At 54.1% G+C, this 17,140-nt stretch carries 20 protein-coding genes and 1 pseudogene; 15 read left to right on the top strand and 6 right to left on the bottom strand.

Features of this window, described 5'->3' with window-relative positions; translation table 11 throughout:
- Positions 1-198: 198 nt before the first annotated feature.
- A complete protein-coding gene (gene sstT, locus ACFX4U_RS09805; RefSeq protein ID WP_305734926.1) occupies positions 199-1,443 on the top strand; it encodes a serine/threonine transporter SstT in 1,245 nt (414 codons plus the stop codon).
- A 15-nt stretch (positions 1,444-1,458) separates the two neighbouring features.
- Here sstT and ACFX4U_RS09800 read toward each other — a convergent pair whose 3' ends face one another.
- The 3 genes from ACFX4U_RS09800 to uxaC all read right to left on the bottom strand — a co-directional run bounded on the left by ACFX4U_RS09800 (position 1,459) and on the right by uxaC (position 5,091).
- Positions 1,459-2,010, bottom strand: coding sequence for a YgjV family protein (locus tag ACFX4U_RS09800; RefSeq protein WP_313510544.1), 552 nt, complete (start codon positions 2,008-2,010; stop codon positions 1,459-1,461).
- Between the two features lie 163 nt (positions 2,011-2,173).
- Positions 2,174-3,661 carry an altronate dehydratase family protein gene (locus tag ACFX4U_RS09795; protein ID WP_313510543.1) on the bottom strand — a complete coding sequence of 496 codons (1,488 nt, stop codon included), beginning with the start codon at positions 3,659-3,661 and terminating at the stop codon, positions 2,174-2,176.
- Positions 3,662-3,678: 17 nt separating this feature from the next.
- A complete protein-coding gene (gene uxaC, locus ACFX4U_RS09790; protein WP_313510541.1) occupies positions 3,679-5,091 on the bottom strand; it encodes a glucuronate isomerase in 1,413 nt (470 codons plus the stop codon).
- A gap of 465 nt (positions 5,092-5,556) precedes the next feature.
- On the opposite strand from uxaC, the gene ACFX4U_RS09785 reads away from it, so the two are divergent.
- The 11 genes from ACFX4U_RS09785 to ACFX4U_RS09735 all read left to right on the top strand — a co-directional run bounded on the left by ACFX4U_RS09785 (position 5,557) and on the right by ACFX4U_RS09735 (position 12,825).
- Positions 5,557-6,858 carry an MFS transporter gene (locus ACFX4U_RS09785; RefSeq protein WP_313510539.1) on the top strand — a complete coding sequence of 434 codons (1,302 nt, stop codon included), beginning with the start codon at positions 5,557-5,559 and terminating at the stop codon, positions 6,856-6,858.
- Between the two features lie 123 nt (positions 6,859-6,981).
- A complete protein-coding gene (gene exuR, locus ACFX4U_RS09780) occupies positions 6,982-7,758 on the top strand; it encodes a transcriptional regulator ExuR (protein ID WP_020455378.1) in 777 nt (258 codons plus the stop codon).
- 326 nt (positions 7,759-8,084) lie between these two features.
- Complete coding sequence (gene yqjA, locus ACFX4U_RS09775; protein WP_017457404.1) at positions 8,085-8,747, top strand: DedA family general envelope maintenance protein YqjA; 663 nt, start codon at positions 8,085-8,087, stop codon at positions 8,745-8,747.
- Positions 8,748-8,751: 4 nt separating this feature from the next.
- The gene (gene mzrA, locus ACFX4U_RS09770; RefSeq protein ID WP_200552317.1) at positions 8,752-9,138 is read left to right on the top strand and encodes an EnvZ/OmpR regulon moderator MzrA; all 387 of its coding nucleotides are present in this window, start codon (positions 8,752-8,754) and stop codon (positions 9,136-9,138) included.
- Between the two features lie 148 nt (positions 9,139-9,286).
- Positions 9,287-9,655 carry a DUF1090 domain-containing protein gene (locus ACFX4U_RS09765; RefSeq protein WP_313510551.1) on the top strand — a complete coding sequence of 123 codons (369 nt, stop codon included), beginning with the start codon at positions 9,287-9,289 and terminating at the stop codon, positions 9,653-9,655.
- Positions 9,656-9,693: 38 nt separating this feature from the next.
- Positions 9,694-9,996 carry a YqjD family protein gene (locus ACFX4U_RS09760; protein WP_017457401.1) on the top strand — a complete coding sequence of 101 codons (303 nt, stop codon included), beginning with the start codon at positions 9,694-9,696 and terminating at the stop codon, positions 9,994-9,996.
- Position 9,997: 1 nt separating this feature from the next.
- Complete coding sequence (locus ACFX4U_RS09755) at positions 9,998-10,393, top strand: phage holin family protein (protein WP_017457400.1); 396 nt, start codon at positions 9,998-10,000, stop codon at positions 10,391-10,393.
- Entirely contained in the window at positions 10,390-10,680 is a 291-nt protein-coding gene (locus ACFX4U_RS09750) for a YqjK-like family protein (protein WP_017457399.1), read from the top strand. The genes ACFX4U_RS09755 and ACFX4U_RS09750 overlap by 4 nt, the downstream gene beginning before the upstream one ends.
- A gap of 218 nt (positions 10,681-10,898) precedes the next feature.
- Positions 10,899-11,291 (top strand): DoxX family protein, encoded by a 393-nt coding sequence (locus tag ACFX4U_RS09745; RefSeq protein ID WP_020455382.1) that lies wholly within the window; start codon positions 10,899-10,901, stop codon positions 11,289-11,291.
- A gap of 75 nt (positions 11,292-11,366) precedes the next feature.
- Positions 11,367-12,353, top strand: coding sequence for a glutathione S-transferase family protein (locus tag ACFX4U_RS09740; protein ID WP_305734921.1), 987 nt, complete (start codon positions 11,367-11,369; stop codon positions 12,351-12,353).
- A gap of 124 nt (positions 12,354-12,477) precedes the next feature.
- Complete coding sequence (locus tag ACFX4U_RS09735; protein ID WP_017457396.1) at positions 12,478-12,825, top strand: DUF805 domain-containing protein; 348 nt, start codon at positions 12,478-12,480, stop codon at positions 12,823-12,825.
- Between the two features lie 32 nt (positions 12,826-12,857).
- Here the strand turns inward: ACFX4U_RS09735 and ACFX4U_RS09730 are convergent, their stop codons facing one another.
- A complete protein-coding gene (locus tag ACFX4U_RS09730) occupies positions 12,858-13,754 on the bottom strand; it encodes a LysR family transcriptional regulator (RefSeq protein ID WP_200552321.1) in 897 nt (298 codons plus the stop codon).
- 105 nt (positions 13,755-13,859) lie between these two features.
- Here ACFX4U_RS09730 and ACFX4U_RS09725 point away from each other — a divergent pair, with 105 nt between their 5' ends.
- Both ACFX4U_RS09725 and ACFX4U_RS09720 read left to right on the top strand, forming a co-directional pair.
- Positions 13,860-14,561 (top strand): pirin family protein, encoded by a 702-nt coding sequence (locus ACFX4U_RS09725; RefSeq protein WP_065369439.1) that lies wholly within the window; start codon positions 13,860-13,862, stop codon positions 14,559-14,561.
- Positions 14,562-14,656: 95 nt separating this feature from the next.
- Positions 14,657-14,743 (top strand): annotated as a pseudogene (locus ACFX4U_RS09720) (hypothetical protein); the annotation flags it as partial.
- A 68-nt stretch (positions 14,744-14,811) separates the two neighbouring features.
- On the opposite strand, the gene ACFX4U_RS09715 reads toward ACFX4U_RS09720, so the two are convergent.
- Positions 14,812-15,528 carry an AraC family transcriptional regulator gene (locus ACFX4U_RS09715; RefSeq protein WP_313510531.1) on the bottom strand — a complete coding sequence of 239 codons (717 nt, stop codon included), beginning with the start codon at positions 15,526-15,528 and terminating at the stop codon, positions 14,812-14,814.
- Positions 15,529-15,618: 90 nt separating this feature from the next.
- On the opposite strand from ACFX4U_RS09715, the gene ACFX4U_RS09710 reads away from it, so the two are divergent.
- A complete protein-coding gene (locus ACFX4U_RS09710; RefSeq protein WP_313510528.1) occupies positions 15,619-16,011 on the top strand; it encodes a nuclear transport factor 2 family protein in 393 nt (130 codons plus the stop codon).
- On the opposite strand, the gene ACFX4U_RS09705 is transcribed toward ACFX4U_RS09710, so the two are convergent.
- Complete coding sequence (locus ACFX4U_RS09705; RefSeq protein ID WP_313510526.1) at positions 15,991-16,743, bottom strand: glutamine amidotransferase; 753 nt, start codon at positions 16,741-16,743, stop codon at positions 15,991-15,993. The two genes, ACFX4U_RS09710 and ACFX4U_RS09705, sit on opposite strands and share 21 nt — an antisense overlap.
- Positions 16,744-17,140: the final 397 nt, after the last annotated feature.

Here is a 17,140-nt window from a genome sequence, read left to right as displayed (position 1 = left end):
ATCAGCCTTGTCGCCTTTATCACAAAACGTTAACACAAAAAATCAAAAAGCCGCGCCTGGCTGGAAAAGTTCTTCTTCTCCCCTTTCTTGTTGCTGCAGAGTCCATATACTGCTTTCTGCAAACAAATGTTACATCCTGACAAATGTCACCCAAAAAGGCATGCGGGATGCAACTCCACAACACGAAAGGAACATGGCATGACAACGCACCGCTCCACCGGCTTACTGCAACGCTTGATTGATGGCAGCCTGGTGAAACAGATTCTTATTGGTTTAATTCTGGGTATTTTACTGGCGTGGATTTCGACGCCCGCCGCTATTGCGACCGGCATTTTGGGCACGCTTTTCGTTAGCGCGTTAAAAGCGGTAGCACCGGTACTGGTGCTGATGCTGGTGATGGCCTCTATCGCTGGTCATCAACAAGGACAAAAGACGCGTTTGCGCCCGGTGCTGGTGTTGTACCTGTTAGGTACGTTCACTGCCGCGCTGACCGCCGTGCTGGCCAGCTTTCTCTTCCCTTCCATGCTGCAGCTTGTGCCAGGAGCGAATGATGTCACGCCACCATCCGGCATTGTGGAAGTGCTGCGCGGTTTACTGACCAGCATGATCGCCAACCCGGTGACGGCGATCATGAACGCTAACTATATCGGCATTCTGGTGTGGGCTGTTGGGCTGGGCTTTGCGCTGCGCCACAGTAATGAGAGCACTAAAAATCTGGTGCAGGATATGGCAAGCGCCGTCACCTTTATGGTGCGGATCGTTATCCGCTTCGCGCCGATCGGCATTTTTGGCCTCGTCTCTTCTACCCTTGCGACATCCGGTTTTGGCGCACTGTTAGGCTACGCGCAACTGCTGGTGGTGCTGGTAGGCTGTATGGCGTTTGTCGCGCTGGTGGTTAACCCGCTGCTGGTGTACTGGAAGATCCGCCGCAACCCTTTCCCGCTGGTCTTTACCTGCCTGCGTGAAAGCGGCGTCACCGCCTTTTTCACCCGCAGTTCAGCGGCGAATATTCCCGTGAACATGGCGCTGTGCGAGAAGCTGAATCTCGATCGCGATACCTATTCGGTTTCTATCCCGCTGGGTGCCACTATTAACATGGCGGGCGCGGCAATCACCATTACCGTGCTGGCGCTGGCGGCAGTGCATACGCTGGGCATTACGGTTGATGTGCCAACGGCGCTGCTGCTGAGCGTCGTGGCGTCGCTCTGTGCCTGTGGCGCGTCCGGCGTGGCGGGTGGTTCTCTGCTGCTGATCCCGCTAGCCTGTAACATGTTTGGTATTTCCAACGACGTGGCGATGCAGGTGGTGGCGGTCGGCTTTATTATCGGCGTATTGCAGGATTCCTGCGAAACCGCGCTCAACTCCTCCACCGATGTGCTGTTTACCGCGGCGGTGTGCCAGGCGGAAGATGAGCGCCTGGTGAATAACGCTCTGCGTAACTGATCTTTTTGGCTGCCTTCACTGGGCAGCCGGTTTCTCTTGCTGCGCGGTTTCGACTTTAAACGGGTCGATGCCGCGTTTTTGCATGCGCCAGAAGCGAATAATGTTCAGGCCATTCATCACCAGAAAGCTGCCTTCGATCAACGAACCGCCAATCGATCCGAGCCAGATATTGTGGATCATCCAGCAGCAGGTCGAGCACCAAATCACGCAGCGCATCGGCAAGCCTTTAAAACGAAACAGCGCCCAGGTGCTGACGATCGTCCCGGCAACCGGCAACAGCTCCATCGGATGGTGAAATTTCGCCAGCCCCAACCCGCCGGTAAGCACAATAAACAACGCCATTACCCACAGGCTACGGGTACGCAGAGTAATCAGGGTGCGAATGGCGTTAAGCATGGCGCTGGAGCCTGCAGGAAATGCGCCCATCAGAAAGAAATGCACGCCGATAATGGCGCTGTAGACCGAGAGTTGTTTTTTGAAGCGCCGTTCATCACGGTTGATAAAGGTTGTAATACCAATCAGAAAGGCAATCACACCAACGCCCTGGGCAAGCCAATACGTGGTCATGGAAAATCCTTGTTGGGTCTGAAGTGGAGGGGTGTCGATTTACCAAAAGATTTCGCGCCAGGGCAAGGCGGCAAACTCACGAATCCCCGGGAGCTTACACAAGTAAACGACCGGGGTGAATGAGCGTAACCAACACAGACATGGCGCGAAAGATAAAGGTAAATTAAAGCGTTACGCCGCTTTTGAAGATAGCCAGTTCGCGGAAATCGTTTTTCTCGTTGCAGGTCTTTTTGCCGTTGGCGATATCGACGATCACATCCACGAACTCGATCAGCAGTTGCGGCATCGCTTTGCCGTGAATCAGCTGACCGGCATCATAGTCGATCCAGTGTTTCTTCTTCGCCGCCAGTTCGCTGTTGGTGGCGATTTTCACCGTCGGCACAAAACCACCGTAAGGCGTACCGCGACCGGTACTGAACAGCACCATATGGCAGCCCGCCCCGGCCAGCGCGCTGGTGGCAACCGCATCGTTACCCGGTGCGCTCAGCAGGTTCAGACCGTGAGTTTTCAGGCGCTCACCGTAACGCAGCACGTCCACCACCTGGCTGGCACCCGCTTTTTGCGTGCAGCCCAGTGATTTCTCTTCCAGCGTCGTAATACCGCCCGCTTTGTTACCCGGCGATGGGTTTTCGTAAATCGGCTGATTATGCGCGATAAAGTATTGTTTGAAGTCGTTGACCATGGTGACGGTCTTCTCAAAGGTACTTTCGTCGCGGCAGTGGCTCATCAGGATACGTTCCGCACCGAACATCTCCGGTACTTCGGTCAGCACGGTGGTGCCACCGTTGCCGATTACGTAGTCCGAGAAACGGCCCAGCATCGGGTTGGCGGTGATGCCAGAAAGACCATCAGAGCCGCCGCACTCGAGGCCGAATTTCAGCTCGCTCAGTTTGCCCGGTTCACGCTTGTCGTTGCGCATCGCCTGATAAAGCTCATGCAAATGCTCAAGACCGGCTTCCACTTCGTCATCCTGGTGTTGGCAGACCATAAAGTGGACGCGTTCCGGATCGAATTCACCGAGCGTCTGACGGAAAGCGTCGACCTGGTTGTTTTCACAGCCCAGACCAATCACCAGCACCGCGCCTGCGTTCGGGTGACGCACCATGTTTTGCAGCATGGTGCGGGTATTAATATGGTCGTCACCCAGTTGGGAACAACCGTAGGTGTGGCTGAACAGGTAAACGCCGTCGATACCTTCGGCGTCTTGCGTCTCTTTCAGGAAACGGCTCTGGATCTGACGGGCAATGCCGTTCACACAGCCGACCGTCGGCAGGATCCACAACTCGTTGCGGATCCCGACTTCGCCATTCGCGCGGCGGTAGATCTGAATGTCACGATCCGCTGCCTGTGCGCCTTCCTCCTGAAAATCAGGTTGATAGCTATACTCGTCCACATCGCTCAGATTGGTACGGGCATTATGGGAATGGATGTACTCGCCCGACGCGATATCTGCTGTCGCATGACCAATTGGCAGACCATACTTGACAACATTTTCACCTTTAGCGATGGGCTGCAGGGCAAACTTGTGCCCGCGAACCACCGCCTGGCGCAGCCGAACGGTCTGGTTGTCGATAACGACTTCCGCGCCTTCAGCGAGATCCGCCAGTGCTACCGCAACGTTATCCAGCGAATGGATCTTGATGTATTGCATATCAACCTCAAACGGCCTTAGTTCAGTTCAATCGCGAAGTAATCACGCGCATTGTTAAAGCAGATGTTTTTCACCATTTCACCCAGCAGTTGAATATCCGCCGGGGCTTCGCCCGCTTCGACCCAGCGGCCAATCATCTGGCACAGGATGCGACGGAAATATTCATGGCGGGTGTAAGACAGGAAGCTGCGGCTGTCGGTCAGCATGCCAACAAAGCGGCTCAGCAGACCCAACTGTGCCAGCTGCGTCATCTGACGTTCCATGCCATCTTTCTGGTCGTTAAACCACCAGCCCGAACCGAACTGCATTTTGCCTGGCATACCTTCGCCCTGGAAGTTGCCGACCATGGTACCCAGCACTTCGTTATCACGCGGGTTCAGGCAGTACAGAATGGTTTTCGGCAGCAGGTTCTCTTCATTCTGCTTGCTCAGCAGTCTGGAGAGCTCTTCCGCCAGCGGACGGTCGTTGATAGAGTCGAAACCGACGTCTGGCCCCAGCAGTTTGAACTGACGCAGGTTGTTGTTACGCAGCGCGCCGATGTGGTACTGCTGCACCCAACCGCGACGGGCGTATTCCGCACCCAGCCATACCAGTACCGCTGTTTTAAACTGCGCCACGTCTTTCTCACCGAGCGTTTCACCCGCCAGGCGACGCGCCAGGATGCTATCCAGTTCGGCTTCGCTGGCTTCAGCGAACAGCACCACGTCCAGCGCGTGGTCAGAAACTTTACAGCCGTGCGCCGCAAAGTGATCCAGGCGTTTGCTCAACGCCGTTTGCAGATCGGCAAAACGACGGATGTCGGTATCAGAAACTTCGCCCAGCTTCGCCATGTAATCGTTGAAGGTGGCTTGTTCAATGTTGAACGCTTTGTCCGGGCGCCAGCTCGGCAGCACTTTGATGTGGAAGGTGCCATCTTTAGCGATCGAAGCGTGGTGTTCCAGCGAGTCAATCGGATCGTCGGTGGTACCGACCATTTTCACGTTCATCTGCTGCATGATGCCGCGCGCGGAGAATTTATCCTGCGCCAGCAGTTCATTGCCCCGATTCCAGATTTCGTCGGCGGTAGATGGTGACAGCACCTTACCTGTAATACCAAATGGACGACGCAGTTCCAGATGCGTCCAGTGGTATAACGGGTTACCAATGGTGTGCGGCACGGTCGCGGCCCAGGCGTCAAACTTCTCACGATCGGAAGCGTCACCGGTACACAGGCGCTCAGGAACGCCGTTGGTGCGCATGGCGCGCCATTTGTAGTGATCGCCTTTTAACCAGATGTCATACAAGTTTTTAAAGCGGTAGTTGTCAGCGATCTGCTGCGGCGGCAAGTGGCAATGGTAGTCAAAAATCGGCTGGTCTTTTGCGTAGTCGTGGTACAGACGGCGAGCAAATTCGGTATCTAACAGAAAATCTTCGGTCATAAACGGGGTCATTATCGTCTTCCTCTAAATGAGTGCGTCTGATGCTTACCTTTAATGCTGACAAAGTTATCACACCAATTTCCATAGACCGAAGATATTTTCGTGAGTTGGATCAATAAAAGCAGACAAAAACTGACAATCCAGGCGCCTGAATATCCCGCCAACCCGCGCCGTTTCTGGCTTATCCCAGCAAAGTTAAAGACCACACAAAGAAAAACGCTTTTGTGATGTCACTCACCTTTTCAAGTTGTATGACAAGTTATCTTTCCTGCCGTCGAACACATAAGCCGACGGAATGCATTCCCGATAAAAAGTTAATCGGATTTTTTGGGTACGGATACCGACTTAAACACGCTTACTTATGGCAAGGTTTGGGCCGTACCGGGAGTTATCCCGGGTACGTCCTCCCCGTTTCATCCTCCGAACGCGATCGAAGGATGGCCGCGCAGGCGGTAATAACATAACGATGAGGTTTACATGCGTAAAATCAAAGGATTACGTTGGTACATGATAGCACTGGTGACGGTCGGCACCGTGCTGGGCTACCTGACACGTAACACCGTAGCGGCTGCCGCTCCAACCTTGATGGAAGAGCTGCACATTTCTACTCAGCAATACTCTTACATCATTGCGGCTTATTCCGCGGCTTATACTGTTATGCAGCCTGTTGCAGGCTACGTACTGGACGTTCTGGGCACCAAAATTGGTTATGCCTTCTTTGCGATTACCTGGGCAGTATTCTGCGGCGCGACTGCGCTGGCAGGCAGCTGGGGGGGTCTGGCACTGGCGCGTGGCGCGGTGGGTGCTGCTGAAGCAGCGATGATCCCGGCGGGCCTGAAAGCGGCGTCCGAATGGTTCCCGGCGAAAGAACGTTCTATCGCGGTGGGCTACTTCAACGTCGGTTCTTCTATTGGTGCGATGATTGCGCCGCCGCTGGTGGTGTGGGCAATTGTTATGCACAGCTGGGAAATGGCGTTCATTATCTCTGGTGTGCTGAGCTTTGCCTGGGCGATGGCCTGGCTGATTTTCTACAAACACCCGCGCGATCAGAAAAAACTGAGCGAAGAAGAACGCGAGTACATCATTGGCGGTCAGGAAGCACAGCACCAGACCAACAACGGTAAGAAAATGTCCGTCTGGCAGATTCTGGGTACCCGTCAATTCTGGGGCATCGCGCTGCCGCGTTTCCTGGCAGAACCAGCCTGGGGTACGTTTAACGCCTGGATCCCGCTGTTCATGTTCAAGGTTTACGGTTTTAACCTGAAAGAAATCGCCATGTTCGCCTGGATGCCGATGTTGTTCGCTGACTTGGGTTGCATCGTGGGTGGTTACCTGCCGCCGCTGTTCCAGCGTGTCTTCGGTGTAAACCTGATTGTTTCCCGCAAAATGGTTGTGACCATGGGCGCGGTACTGATGATTGGCCCAGGCATGATTGGCCTGTTCACCAGCCCGTATGTGGCAATCGGCCTGCTGTGTATCGGTGGTTTTGCTCACCAGTCTCTGTCCGGTGCGCTGATTACACTCTCTTCTGACGTATTTGGTCGTAACGAAGTGGCAACGGCGAACGGCCTGACCGGTATGGCAGCGTGGACAGCAAGTACCATGTTTGCCCTGGTGGTTGGTGCGCTGGCAGATACCATCGGCTTTAGCCCGCTGTTTGCAGTGCTGGCGCTGTTCGACCTGATGGGTGCCGTGGTTATCTGGACCGTGCTGAAAAACAAATCAGCCGAAGAGGTCGTGAAAGAGCATTCGCTTGGTGGCCCCGCCGCACAAAGCTAAGTCTCGATTTTGATAGTTAAAAAAGCCGCCTGATGCGGCTTTTTTACTATCTGCGATGGTGAGAAAGCCGTAAAAGTGGTATAACAAATCTATTATTGCCCTTCTTTTCCCTGGAGCTCACATATGGAAATCTCCGAGTCACGACGTTTGTACCAGCAGCTTGCCGCGGAGCTTAAAAGCCGTATTGAGCAAGGCGTCTATCTGGTGGGAGACAAACTGCCCGCCGAGCGCTTCATCGCCGATGAAAAAAGCGTAAGCCGGACCGTGGTTCGTGAAGCCATTATTATGCTCGAAGTGGAAGGGTATGTTGAAGTTCGCAAAGGCTCCGGTATCCATGTTATTTCCAACGTAGCACGCCACACCCAGGCGCCGGATGAAAACCTTGAGTTCGCCAATTACGGCCCGTTTGAATTGCTGCAGGCACGTCAGCTTATCGAAAGTAATATTGCTGAATTCGCCGCCACCCAGGTGACGAAACAGGACATCATGAAGCTGATGGAAATTCAGGATAATGCGCGCAAAGAAAAGTGCTTCCGCGATTCTGAGTGGGATTTGCAGTTCCACGTACAGGTCGCGCTGGCTACGCAGAACACGGCGCTTGCGGCCATCGTCGAGAAAATGTGGACACAGCGTGTTCACAACCCGTACTGGAAAAAACTGCACGATCATATCGACTTACGCACCGTGGATAACTGGTGTGATGATCATGACCAGATCCTGCGTGCGCTGATTCGCAAAGATCCTCATGCGGCGAAACTGGCGATGTGGCAACATCTGGAAAACACCAAACAGATGCTGTTTAACGAAACCAGCGATGATTTTGAGTTCAACGCCGATCGCTATTTGTTTGCGGAAAACCCAGTGGTGCATCTCGATACCGCCGCAACCGGCAGCAAATAAAAAATGTCCTACAAGGCGCACACTTACGCTGCGCCTGCCCTGGTTTATGGTAAGTAAACCGTCTAGAGTGTCAGCCTTTGTAAATAGCCTCGCCTCCCCCTGCCGCGACAAGCAAAATCATCACCGAAACTCATTTTTCTGACTGACTCATAACGTCGGCATTTGTTACAATTGGATGCATTTGTCATCATATAAGTTAGTGCTTGCTCACAACGTCCGTTACCAGAATATGCCGTATCGAGTGTGCCACGAGCGACCATAATGTATTAAAGATAATCGCCGTGCTGTGCTGGGCGTGACGTAAACCGATGTACCAGGAACACTGAATGGAACTTTTAAGCCAATTACTCCATGCCCTCTGGAGCCAGGATTTCGCGACACTCTCGCAGCCCGGTATGATCGGCATGCTTTATTTTGTTTTATTTGTCATTTTATTTCTTGAAAACGGCCTGCTTCCGGCAGCGTTTCTTCCGGGCGATAGCCTGCTGGTACTGATTGGCGTGCTGATTGCAAAAGGCGCGCTGGGATATCCGCAAACCATTTTATTGCTGACAGTGGCGGCAAGCCTGGGGTGCTGGCTCAGTTACATCCAAGGGCGCTGGCTGGGTAATACACGCATCGTGCAAAACTGGTTATCACATCTGCCTGCGCATTATCATCAGCGCGCACACCATCTTTTCCACAAACATGGTCTTTCCGCCCTGCTGATTGGTCGTTTTATTGCATTTGTTCGCACCCTGTTACCAACTATTGCCGGACTTTCTGGTCTGAGTAATGCCCGCTTCCAGTTCTTTAATTGGATGAGCGGCCTGCTGTGGGTGCTGATACTCACCACGCTGGGTTATCTGCTGGGCAAGACGCCGGTGTTTCGTAAATACGAAGATGCCCTGATGTCCTGCCTGATGTTGCTTCCGGTGGTATTACTGGTGATTGGCCTTGCTGGCTCACTGGTGGTGCTGTGGAAGAAAAAATATCGCAACCGGGGTTAAGACCATGGAATTGCAACGTCCTTTTTTACGCTGGTTACTGATGGGTGTCGCGGCGATGACCGTTTTCAGCGTGATGTTTTTCGCCTGGACGACGCTGCAAAACCGTGAATCAACGCTGGCGATTCGCCCGATCACACAAAACGTCAGCGTGCCGGATGGTTTCTCTGTCTGGCACCATCTGGATGCCAATGGCATTCACTTTAAAAGTATTACGCCGCAGGACGACACGCTGTTAATCAAGTTTGAATCCAGTGAGCAGAGCGCGGCGGCGAAAATCGTGCTCGATCGCACCTTACCTCATGGTTACATCATCGCCGCCCAGGACGATGATAACAGCCAAACTTCCGCGTGGCTGACCCGCCTGCGCAACAGCACACATCGATTCGGTTAACCTTTCCAGGATTCTGAATCTTTTCACTCACTTTGGTGTTTGTCCGTTTACTTACTATGCTTGAGTACACGGAACCAGAGTTCGCTTTATGTCACTGGACGCTGGCGTAACCATCGTTTCGCTGGCCAACAATGGAAGGTTCTCGATTATGAAAAACCGCATCGCACTGGCGCTGGCCCTTTTTTCGTTGAGCGCATTTTCCCAGGCGGCTTCGCCCTGCCAGGAAAAGGAGCATGAGATCCAGCGCGAAATCAGCTATGCCGAAAAGCATAACAATCAGAGCCGAATTGACGGTCTGAACAAGGCGCTGCGAGAAGTGCGCGCCAATTGCTCTGACAGCAAGCTGCGCGCCGCCCATCAGAAAAAAATCGCTGAGATGAAAGAAGAGGTTGCCGAGCGCCGCCACGATCTGAATGAGGCAAAGCAAAAAGGCGATGCGGAGAAGATAAGCAAACGCGAGCACAAGCTGAAAGAGGCGCAGGCGGAACTGAAAGCCCTGGAAGCGCGTGACTACTGATTTAATGGAAATAACCACTCACTCACCTGGAGAGAATTATGTCGAAAGATAATGCTGACCATTTGCGCGCTGAGTTGAAATCCCTGGCGGATACACTGGAAGAAGTGCTGAGCAATTCCAGCGATAAGTCGAAAGAAGAGCTGAGTAAATTACGCACCAAAGCGGAACAGGCGCTGCGCGACAGCCGTCACCGTTTGGGCGAAACCGGCGATGCGCTCGCACGCCAAACCCGTGAAGCGGCTGCGCGTACCGACGAATACGTGCGTGACAATCCGTGGGCCAGCGTAGGTATTGGCGCCGCCGTTGGTGTGGTGCTGGGCGTACTGCTGTCGCGTCGCTAAGATGACGGATCTGCGAAACGCGCAAGGGCCGGGCAAAAGCGTACTGGGGATTGGTCAGCGCATTGTGACCATTCTTGTTGAAATGGTTGAGACCCGCCTGCGGCTGGCGGTTGTCGAGCTGGAGGAAGAGAAAGCGAACTTATTCCAGCTGCTGCTTATGGTAGGGCTGACCATGCTTTTCGCCGCGTTTGGCCTGATGAGCCTGATGGTGCTGATTATCTGGGCCATCGATCCGCAATATCGCCTGAATGCGATGATTGCAACCACTGTCGTGTTGCTGGTGCTGGCGTTGATAGGCGGCATCTGGACATTGCGTAAAGCGCGGGCCTCCACGCTTCTGCGTCATACTCGCCAGGAGCTGGCAAACGACCGTGCCTTGCTGGAGGAGGATAAGTGAGCGGCAAAGCGGAACGTCTGAAGCGCAAAGCACGTTTGCTCAGTGAGATCCAACAACAACGCCTGGATCTCACCGCCAGTCGCCGTGAGTGGCTGGAAGCAACCGGAGCCTACGATCGCGGCTGGAATACGTTGCTCAGCTTGCGCTCCTGGGCGCTGGTGGGCAGCAGCGCGATGGCGATATGGTCTGTTCGCCACCCCAATATGCTTGTGCGCTGGGCCAAACGCGGTTTAGGTGCATGGAGCTTATGGCGGCTGGTCAAATCGACGCTCAACGCAACGCACTGAAACACAATCACAGCACGGCTTACGCGGGCGATGGTTATCCATCGCCCGTTTGCTTTTCTGCTTGCTCAGTTTTTTTGAAAAATTTCGACAGTTTTCCTTGCTAACAATCTTTTCCCGTCACGATTACTATCCTCTCCATCGACAGCAAGCACGCGGCATCCGCCCGTAATTGCAGACCTTTTACTGAATGCCGCTATTGTGGTTCCCTGGAGAGAAAGATGAAAAAATTAGAAGATGTTGGTTTCCTGGTCGCACGTATCCTGATGCCGATTCTGTTTATTACCGCAGGCTGGGGCAAAATCACCGGTTATGCTGGTACCCAGCAGTATATGGAAGCGATGGGTGTGCCGGGGTTCTTCCTGCCACTGACCATTCTTCTTGAGTTTGGCGGCGGTCTGGCGATCCTGTTCGGTTTCCTGACCCGTACCACAGCGCTGTTCACCGCAGGCTTCACGCTGCTGACCGCATTCATCTTCCACAGCAACTTTGCAGAAGGCGTGAACTCGCTGATGTTCATGAAAAACCTGACCATCGCTGGCGGTTACCTGCTGCTGGGCATTACTGGTCCGGGCGCCATCAGTATCGACCGCGTCCTGAATAAAAAATGGTAAGCGCTCTATACTGAGTGAAGAGATCAAAGCGAGGAGACCACTCCTCGCTTTTGCTATTCAGAAGGAGGAGACAAAATGGGACAACTGATTGACGGCGTCTGGCACGACAACTGGTATGACACCAAATCCACCGGCGGACGTTTCCAGCGCTCGGTATCCGCATTTCGCAACTGGCTTACCGCAGATGGCGCACCAGGTCCTTCTGGCGAAGGTGGCTTTGCCGCCGAGAAAGACCGCTACCACTTATATGTTTCACTCGCCTGTCCATGGGCGCACCGCACGCTTATTCTGCGTACGCTAAAAGGCCTTGAGCCATTTATCTCTGTTTCCGTGGTCAACCCGTTGATGCTGGAGAACGGCTGGACTTTTGACGATGACTTTCCGGCGGCAACTGGCGATACGCTGTATCAACATGAATTCCTCTATCAGCTCTACCTGCATGCCGACCCGCAATACACCGGACGCGTCACGGTGCCTGTGCTGTGGGATAAAAAGAACCACACCATTGTCAGCAATGAATCGGCGGAAATCATCCGCATGTTCAATACCGCGTTTGACGGCCTGGGCGCGAAAGCGGGCGATTACTACCCGCCCGAATTACGCGACCAGATCGATGAACTGAACGGCTGGATCTACGACAACGTGAATAACGGTGTTTATAAAGCCGGTTTCGCCACCAGCCAGCAGGCGTATGACGAAGCGGTGGTCAATGTTTTCAATTCGCTGGAACGCCTTGAGCAAATCCTGGGACAGCATCGTTATCTGACCGGCGACCGGCTTACGGAAGCGGATATTCGCCTGTGGACGACACTGGTGCGTTTTGATCCGGTCTATGTCACTCACTTCAAGTGCGATAAACACCGCATCAGCGACTATCTGAACCTGCATGGCTTCCTGCGCGACATTTATCAGATGCCGGGCATTGCGGAAACGGTCGATTTCGCCCATATCCGTAACCACTATTACCGCAGCCACAAAACCATTAACCCGACCGGCATTATCTCTATCGGGCCGTGGCAGGATCTGGATGAGCCACACGGACGCGACCTGCGTTTCTCCTGATCTTTCGGGCGCGTTTCACTGCGCCCAAATTATTTCTCACCGGGTTTTCGCTTTGTATTTTTGCCGTCTATTCTTACAGTGATCGTTGAGAAAACAACGGATTGACCGTTGACCGAGGCTGAGAATGGACTGGTATTTTAGGGTACTGAGCAACTACGCTACCTTCCACGGGCGCGCGCATCGCCGCGAATTCTGGATGTTCACACTGGTCAACCTTATCCTCTTTGGCGTGCTGTATGTGGTCGACAGGATCATCGGCTGGCACCTGTTAAGCCAGATTTACGCCCTGCTGGTGCTGGTGCCAAACCTGGCGGTTCAGGTACGCCGCCTGCATGATACCAACCGGAGCTGGCGCTGGCTGTTGCTACTGCTGTTTCCGGTGATTGGCTGGTTGATGCTGCTGGCGTTTTACAGCCAGCGCGGCACACCGGTAGAAAACCCCTTTGGCCCCGAACCAAAAGCGTTCCCCTGAAATGCATTGCCCCACCAACGTGGAGCAATGCCTTATTTACCGGCAAACAGCTTGGGAATTTCCCGCAGACACCAGGCTTTCGCTTCGCCCATACTGTCACGACGCCAGGCCATAATAATATCCACCTGGCTGGTATATTCCGGGCTTACCACACGTAAGCGGCCTTCGGCGATATCCTGCTCCACCAGTGGATAAGGCATCGTCGCCACGCCCAGGCCGGACAGCAGCGCCTGGCGCTTATCTTCGATAGTACTGACCGTCAGCCTTGGCTGCTTATCCAAAAGCTGTACCGTCAGCACCGGACGCTCGCGGGCGGTATCGGCAACGGCCACGCCGCGGTATTTCACGCGCGTAACTTCCGAGAGCGGTTCCGCTTCCTGATGGATCGGATGATCCGGCGCAGCAACATAGACGTTCATTACCGAGTAGAGCTTGCGCGAGTTGATTTCGGACGAAGAGCGAAAATGCATATCCGGGGCGACAACGATATCGGCACGCCCCTGCTCCAGCCGCTCCCACGCTCCGGCCAGCACTTCAGTAATGATCGATAACTGTGTATTGGCTTTTGCGGCCAGCCGGTCGACCAGCGGAAACAGATCCCCCGTCGGCACCAGCGCTTCAGTGACCAGCGTTAAGTGTGTTTCCCACCCGCGCGCCAGCGCTTCTGCATCGGTTGTCAGTTTATCGGCGGCTTCCAGCAGGATGCGACCGCGCTCCAGCAGCATTCGCCCGACATTGGTGAATTTCGTTCGGTGCCCGGAACGGTCAAACAGCACGACATCCAGCTCTTCTTCAAGTTTTTGCATGGTATAGCTGAGAGCAGAAGGCACGCGTCCCAACTCATCCGCCGCCGCGGCAAAGCTTCCGCGTCGGTCAATCGCATCCATCACACGTAACGCTTCCAGCGTCAGCGCCCTTTCTTTGGCCATAAGTGTTCTCATTCAGGAAATTTGAACATACCGGGCAGAATATCTGGCTAACAATGCAGCGTCCATACCTTTAACATTGTTTTAAGTAAAGAGAGGTCAACAATTATGATTACTACACGTACTGCAAAACAATGCGGACAAGCTGACTTCGGCTGGCTTCAGGCCCGCTACACCTTTTCATTTGGACATTACTTCGACCCGAAATTACTGGGCTATGCCTCCCTGCGTGTGTTGAACCAGGAAGTGCTCGCCCCTGGCGCGTCGTTCCAGCCACGCACCTACCCGAAAGTGGATATTTTAAACCTGATTCTGGAAGGTGAAGCGGAATACCGCGATAGCGAGGGTAATCATGTTCAGGCGAAAGCCGGTGAAGCGTTGTTAATTGCCACCCAGCCCGGCATCAGTTATAGCGAGCATAACCTGAGCAAAGACAAATCATTAACGCGCATGCAGTTATGGCTGGATGCCTGTCCCGAGCGTGAAAACCCGCCGGTGCAAAAAATGACCGTTGCCGATGTGGCGCAGCAACTGCTGGCTTCCCCTGACGGCAGCCAGGGAAGTTTGCAGCTTCGCCAGCAAGTGTGGCTGCACCATATCGAGCTTGCCAAAGGCGAAGCGTTGCAGATTCAACTGCATGGCCCGCGCGCCTATTTGCAATCGATTCACGGTACGGTACACGCCGTAACGCATTGCGAAGCAAAAGAAGCACTGACCTGCGGTGACGGCGCGTTTATTCGTGACGAGGCTAACATAACCCTGGTTGCGGATACGCCGTTGCGCGCTTTGCTGATAGATTTACCGGTGTGATAGTTGCGTTACGTAAGTGAGTAAATGAAATGAGCAGCACAATGAATTTTATGACAGACCCTACACAGCAAAACCCACTCCCCGTCGTGGCTGGATTCGGTGTTGAAGAGATGCTGACAGAGCTGGAAGCGATTGTCGCAGAAGCCGTTGTCCGCCTGGCGGAAGAAGAAGCCGCCGCCTGACCCATAAGCCCCGGCGCATAAGACCGGGGCACGCCTCTGTTGAACATACTGTCATCCACGTGAACTTATCACGCCCGATTTCGCGCCTGAAACTGCCCCGGCGTGCTGCCAAAGCGCAGTTTAAATGCGGCGATAAAGGCGCTGACGTTATCGTACCCGCAACGTTCTGCCGTCTCACTCACCGACGCCCCGCGCAGCAGATGCACCATTGATGCCAGTACTTTTGCCTGCTGCCGCCACTGACTAAAACTCAGCCCAGTTTGTTCGCTGAACAAGCGGCTTAATGTTCTGACGCTTAAGCCATAGCAACACGCCAGCTGCGCCTGATTTGCAGGATTTTGTGGCTCCGACAGCAGCAGTTCAGCCACCCGCTTCGCCCGACGATCCTGCGGCAGGGTTAACTGCAACGGCGCGTCTGGCGCCACGCGAATCTCCTCCATCATCAACGCCAGAAGCGATGCCTCGCGAGCCGGGCCGCACTGCGTTATGCGTTCCATTAACAGCATCATAAACGGATCGGCAGGCCACACTCCCGCGAAAGCGGGTGCATCATCATGGTTGAGTTGCAGGCTATGTCCTTCCACATCGCCCACGCTCCAGGCGCAGTGGCGCATCTGCGCAGGAAACCAGCCGACAGTCGCGGGCGTTAGCGCCCATTGCGCCTGTTCCGTTTTCACAATCATCATCCCCCGCTGAATGCAAAACAGCTGTCCGGTAACATGCTGGTGCCACTCGGTGGTGTGCTTGTTTTGATGCGTAAGCCGCTGGCTTTGTACGATCAACATGGCTGATAAACCGTATTTGATGTCCTGATGCGGTTAATGTACCAACGCGGTGGGGCGATATCCTCTTTATAAACACAAATGAGGACAACAATGATGGATATCACCCAACGTATCACCCTGGCTTTGCGCAGTGTCGTTTGCCACCCTGACCATAACGAAGCCAAAATCCGCGAATTCTTCTCGCCGGATTATCAACAAGTTGTCGACGGGCAATTGCTTGATTTCACGGGATTTGTTGAGCATATGGCAAAGCTCAAGCATCTGACGTACGCCATTGATGTGACGGTGGTCGCCATTGCCGGGCAAAACAATGACGTATTGACGCACCATCTTGTCGCGATGAGTAAGAAAGATGGCTCTCAGGCACACATTGACGTGTTTGCGCATTTCACGCTGGTGAACGGGCTAATCACCCGCTGCGAGGAGTTAACCCGGCTGGTGCAGGGCACGGCGCAAGACCGTTCACTGGGCAGCATTCGATAACAGCGTCTTGTTGCGCTCGGTCACTTCCTGCACGAAACGGCGCAGGATCTCCGCCGCGCCCGGCGCGGGCAGCACGCTGGCGACTAAGCTGTCGGCATCGGTACCCTCTTTTTCGATGTGCGCGCGGTTCAAACGCAGCAGATCGGTCGCGATTTCCGGCGTCATTTCCGGGTGGAACTGCACCGAAATTGCCAGCGGTCCGTAGCGAACGATCTGATGATTATCATGCGCGGAAGAGGCCAGCACCGATGCGCCTTCAGGCAGTCGCGTCACGGTTTGTCGGTGCGTCAGGTGCGCAGGGAAACTTTCGGACAGGTGGCTGAGTAACGGATCGTTGTGCGCCGAGTCGTGCAAATAAACGGTTTTCGTCCCCGCCTCGCGCCCCTGCGGATGGTATTCAACATCCCCGCCTAAGGCCCAGGACATCAATTGATGACCGTAGCAAACGCCAAACAGCGGCATCTCAACCGCAATAGCTTCGCGGATCCACTCTGCTGTTTTCTCGCTCCACGGCAGCCTGTCGGAAACCATCGCCCATGAGCCCGTAATGATCGCTGCCCGGCGCGCATCCGGGGCTGGCAGCGTTTCGCCTTCAAAGACGCGAACCACGTCCACCTCTTCAGGAGCACATCCGATAGCCCGGCAAAACCAATGCGGAACATCCCCGTGGGCGTCACGTAAAGGCTTCGGGGCATCCCCCATCTGAATAATGATCAATGATTTTTGTTCCATGACGCCAGCGACTCCCGCGATGCTAGTTTCAAAACCGTTTAAGAACATGTTAGCGCTTTTCGACAGCCTTCCGACGGGATATTTATTTATAAGGTTAGAAGTGCCGGTGCTTAACGGTACGGCGCGCGCAACAGCAAAAGGCCGTTAAGTTGCCAGCTTCCGCACACAAAACCCCGCAAGATACTCCTGCGGGGACTTTAAAGCCCAAACTGACCGATAAGCCGCGCTCTTTCATCGAAAGCGGAGTGGACAGTCATTCATTTTGCCTGCACCAGAAAGCAAAACCCCCGCAAGATTGCTCCTGCGGGGGTCTTTAAGAGTCGAAACTGATCGATAAGCCGCGTTCTTTCATAGAAAGTGGAGTGGACAGTCATTCATCTTGCCTGTATCAGAAAGC

This window comes from Kosakonia sp. YIM B13588 (assembly GCF_042788165.1).
GTDB classification, from domain to species: Bacteria; Pseudomonadota; Gammaproteobacteria; order Enterobacterales; family Enterobacteriaceae; genus Kosakonia; species Kosakonia sacchari.
Note: the sequence above shows the minus strand (reverse complement) of the source record. Positions and strands in the feature narration are given on the sequence as shown.

What these genes read in the sequence shown, in the direction of transcription:
- sstT (WP_305734926.1), top strand. Translation starts at nt 199, where the DNA reads ATGACAACGCACCGCTCCACCGGCTTACTGCAACGCTTGATTGATGGC.
- ACFX4U_RS09800 (WP_313510544.1), bottom strand. Translation starts at nt 2,010, where the DNA reads ATGACCACGTATTGGCTTGCCCAGGGCGTTGGTGTGATTGCCTTTCTG.
- ACFX4U_RS09795 (WP_313510543.1), bottom strand. Translation starts at nt 3,661, where the DNA reads ATGCAATACATCAAGATCCATTCGCTGGATAACGTTGCGGTAGCACTG.
- uxaC (WP_313510541.1), bottom strand. Translation starts at nt 5,091, where the DNA reads ATGACCCCGTTTATGACCGAAGATTTTCTGTTAGATACCGAATTTGCT.
- ACFX4U_RS09785 (WP_313510539.1), top strand. Translation starts at nt 5,557, where the DNA reads ATGCGTAAAATCAAAGGATTACGTTGGTACATGATAGCACTGGTGACG.
- exuR (WP_020455378.1), top strand. Translation starts at nt 6,982, where the DNA reads ATGGAAATCTCCGAGTCACGACGTTTGTACCAGCAGCTTGCCGCGGAG.
- yqjA (WP_017457404.1), top strand. Translation starts at nt 8,085, where the DNA reads ATGGAACTTTTAAGCCAATTACTCCATGCCCTCTGGAGCCAGGATTTC.
- mzrA (WP_200552317.1), top strand. Translation starts at nt 8,752, where the DNA reads ATGGAATTGCAACGTCCTTTTTTACGCTGGTTACTGATGGGTGTCGCG.
- ACFX4U_RS09765 (WP_313510551.1), top strand. Translation starts at nt 9,287, where the DNA reads ATGAAAAACCGCATCGCACTGGCGCTGGCCCTTTTTTCGTTGAGCGCA.
- ACFX4U_RS09760 (WP_017457401.1), top strand. Translation starts at nt 9,694, where the DNA reads ATGTCGAAAGATAATGCTGACCATTTGCGCGCTGAGTTGAAATCCCTG.
- ACFX4U_RS09755 (WP_017457400.1), top strand. Translation starts at nt 9,998, where the DNA reads ATGACGGATCTGCGAAACGCGCAAGGGCCGGGCAAAAGCGTACTGGGG.
- ACFX4U_RS09745 (WP_020455382.1), top strand. Translation starts at nt 10,899, where the DNA reads ATGAAAAAATTAGAAGATGTTGGTTTCCTGGTCGCACGTATCCTGATG.
- ACFX4U_RS09740 (WP_305734921.1), top strand. Translation starts at nt 11,367, where the DNA reads ATGGGACAACTGATTGACGGCGTCTGGCACGACAACTGGTATGACACC.
- ACFX4U_RS09735 (WP_017457396.1), top strand. Translation starts at nt 12,478, where the DNA reads ATGGACTGGTATTTTAGGGTACTGAGCAACTACGCTACCTTCCACGGG.
- ACFX4U_RS09730 (WP_200552321.1), bottom strand. Translation starts at nt 13,754, where the DNA reads ATGGCCAAAGAAAGGGCGCTGACGCTGGAAGCGTTACGTGTGATGGAT.
- ACFX4U_RS09725 (WP_065369439.1), top strand. Translation starts at nt 13,860, where the DNA reads ATGATTACTACACGTACTGCAAAACAATGCGGACAAGCTGACTTCGGC.
- ACFX4U_RS09715 (WP_313510531.1), bottom strand. Translation starts at nt 15,528, where the DNA reads ATGTTGATCGTACAAAGCCAGCGGCTTACGCATCAAAACAAGCACACC.
- ACFX4U_RS09710 (WP_313510528.1), top strand. Translation starts at nt 15,619, where the DNA reads ATGATGGATATCACCCAACGTATCACCCTGGCTTTGCGCAGTGTCGTT.
- ACFX4U_RS09705 (WP_313510526.1), bottom strand. Translation starts at nt 16,743, where the DNA reads ATGGAACAAAAATCATTGATCATTATTCAGATGGGGGATGCCCCGAAG.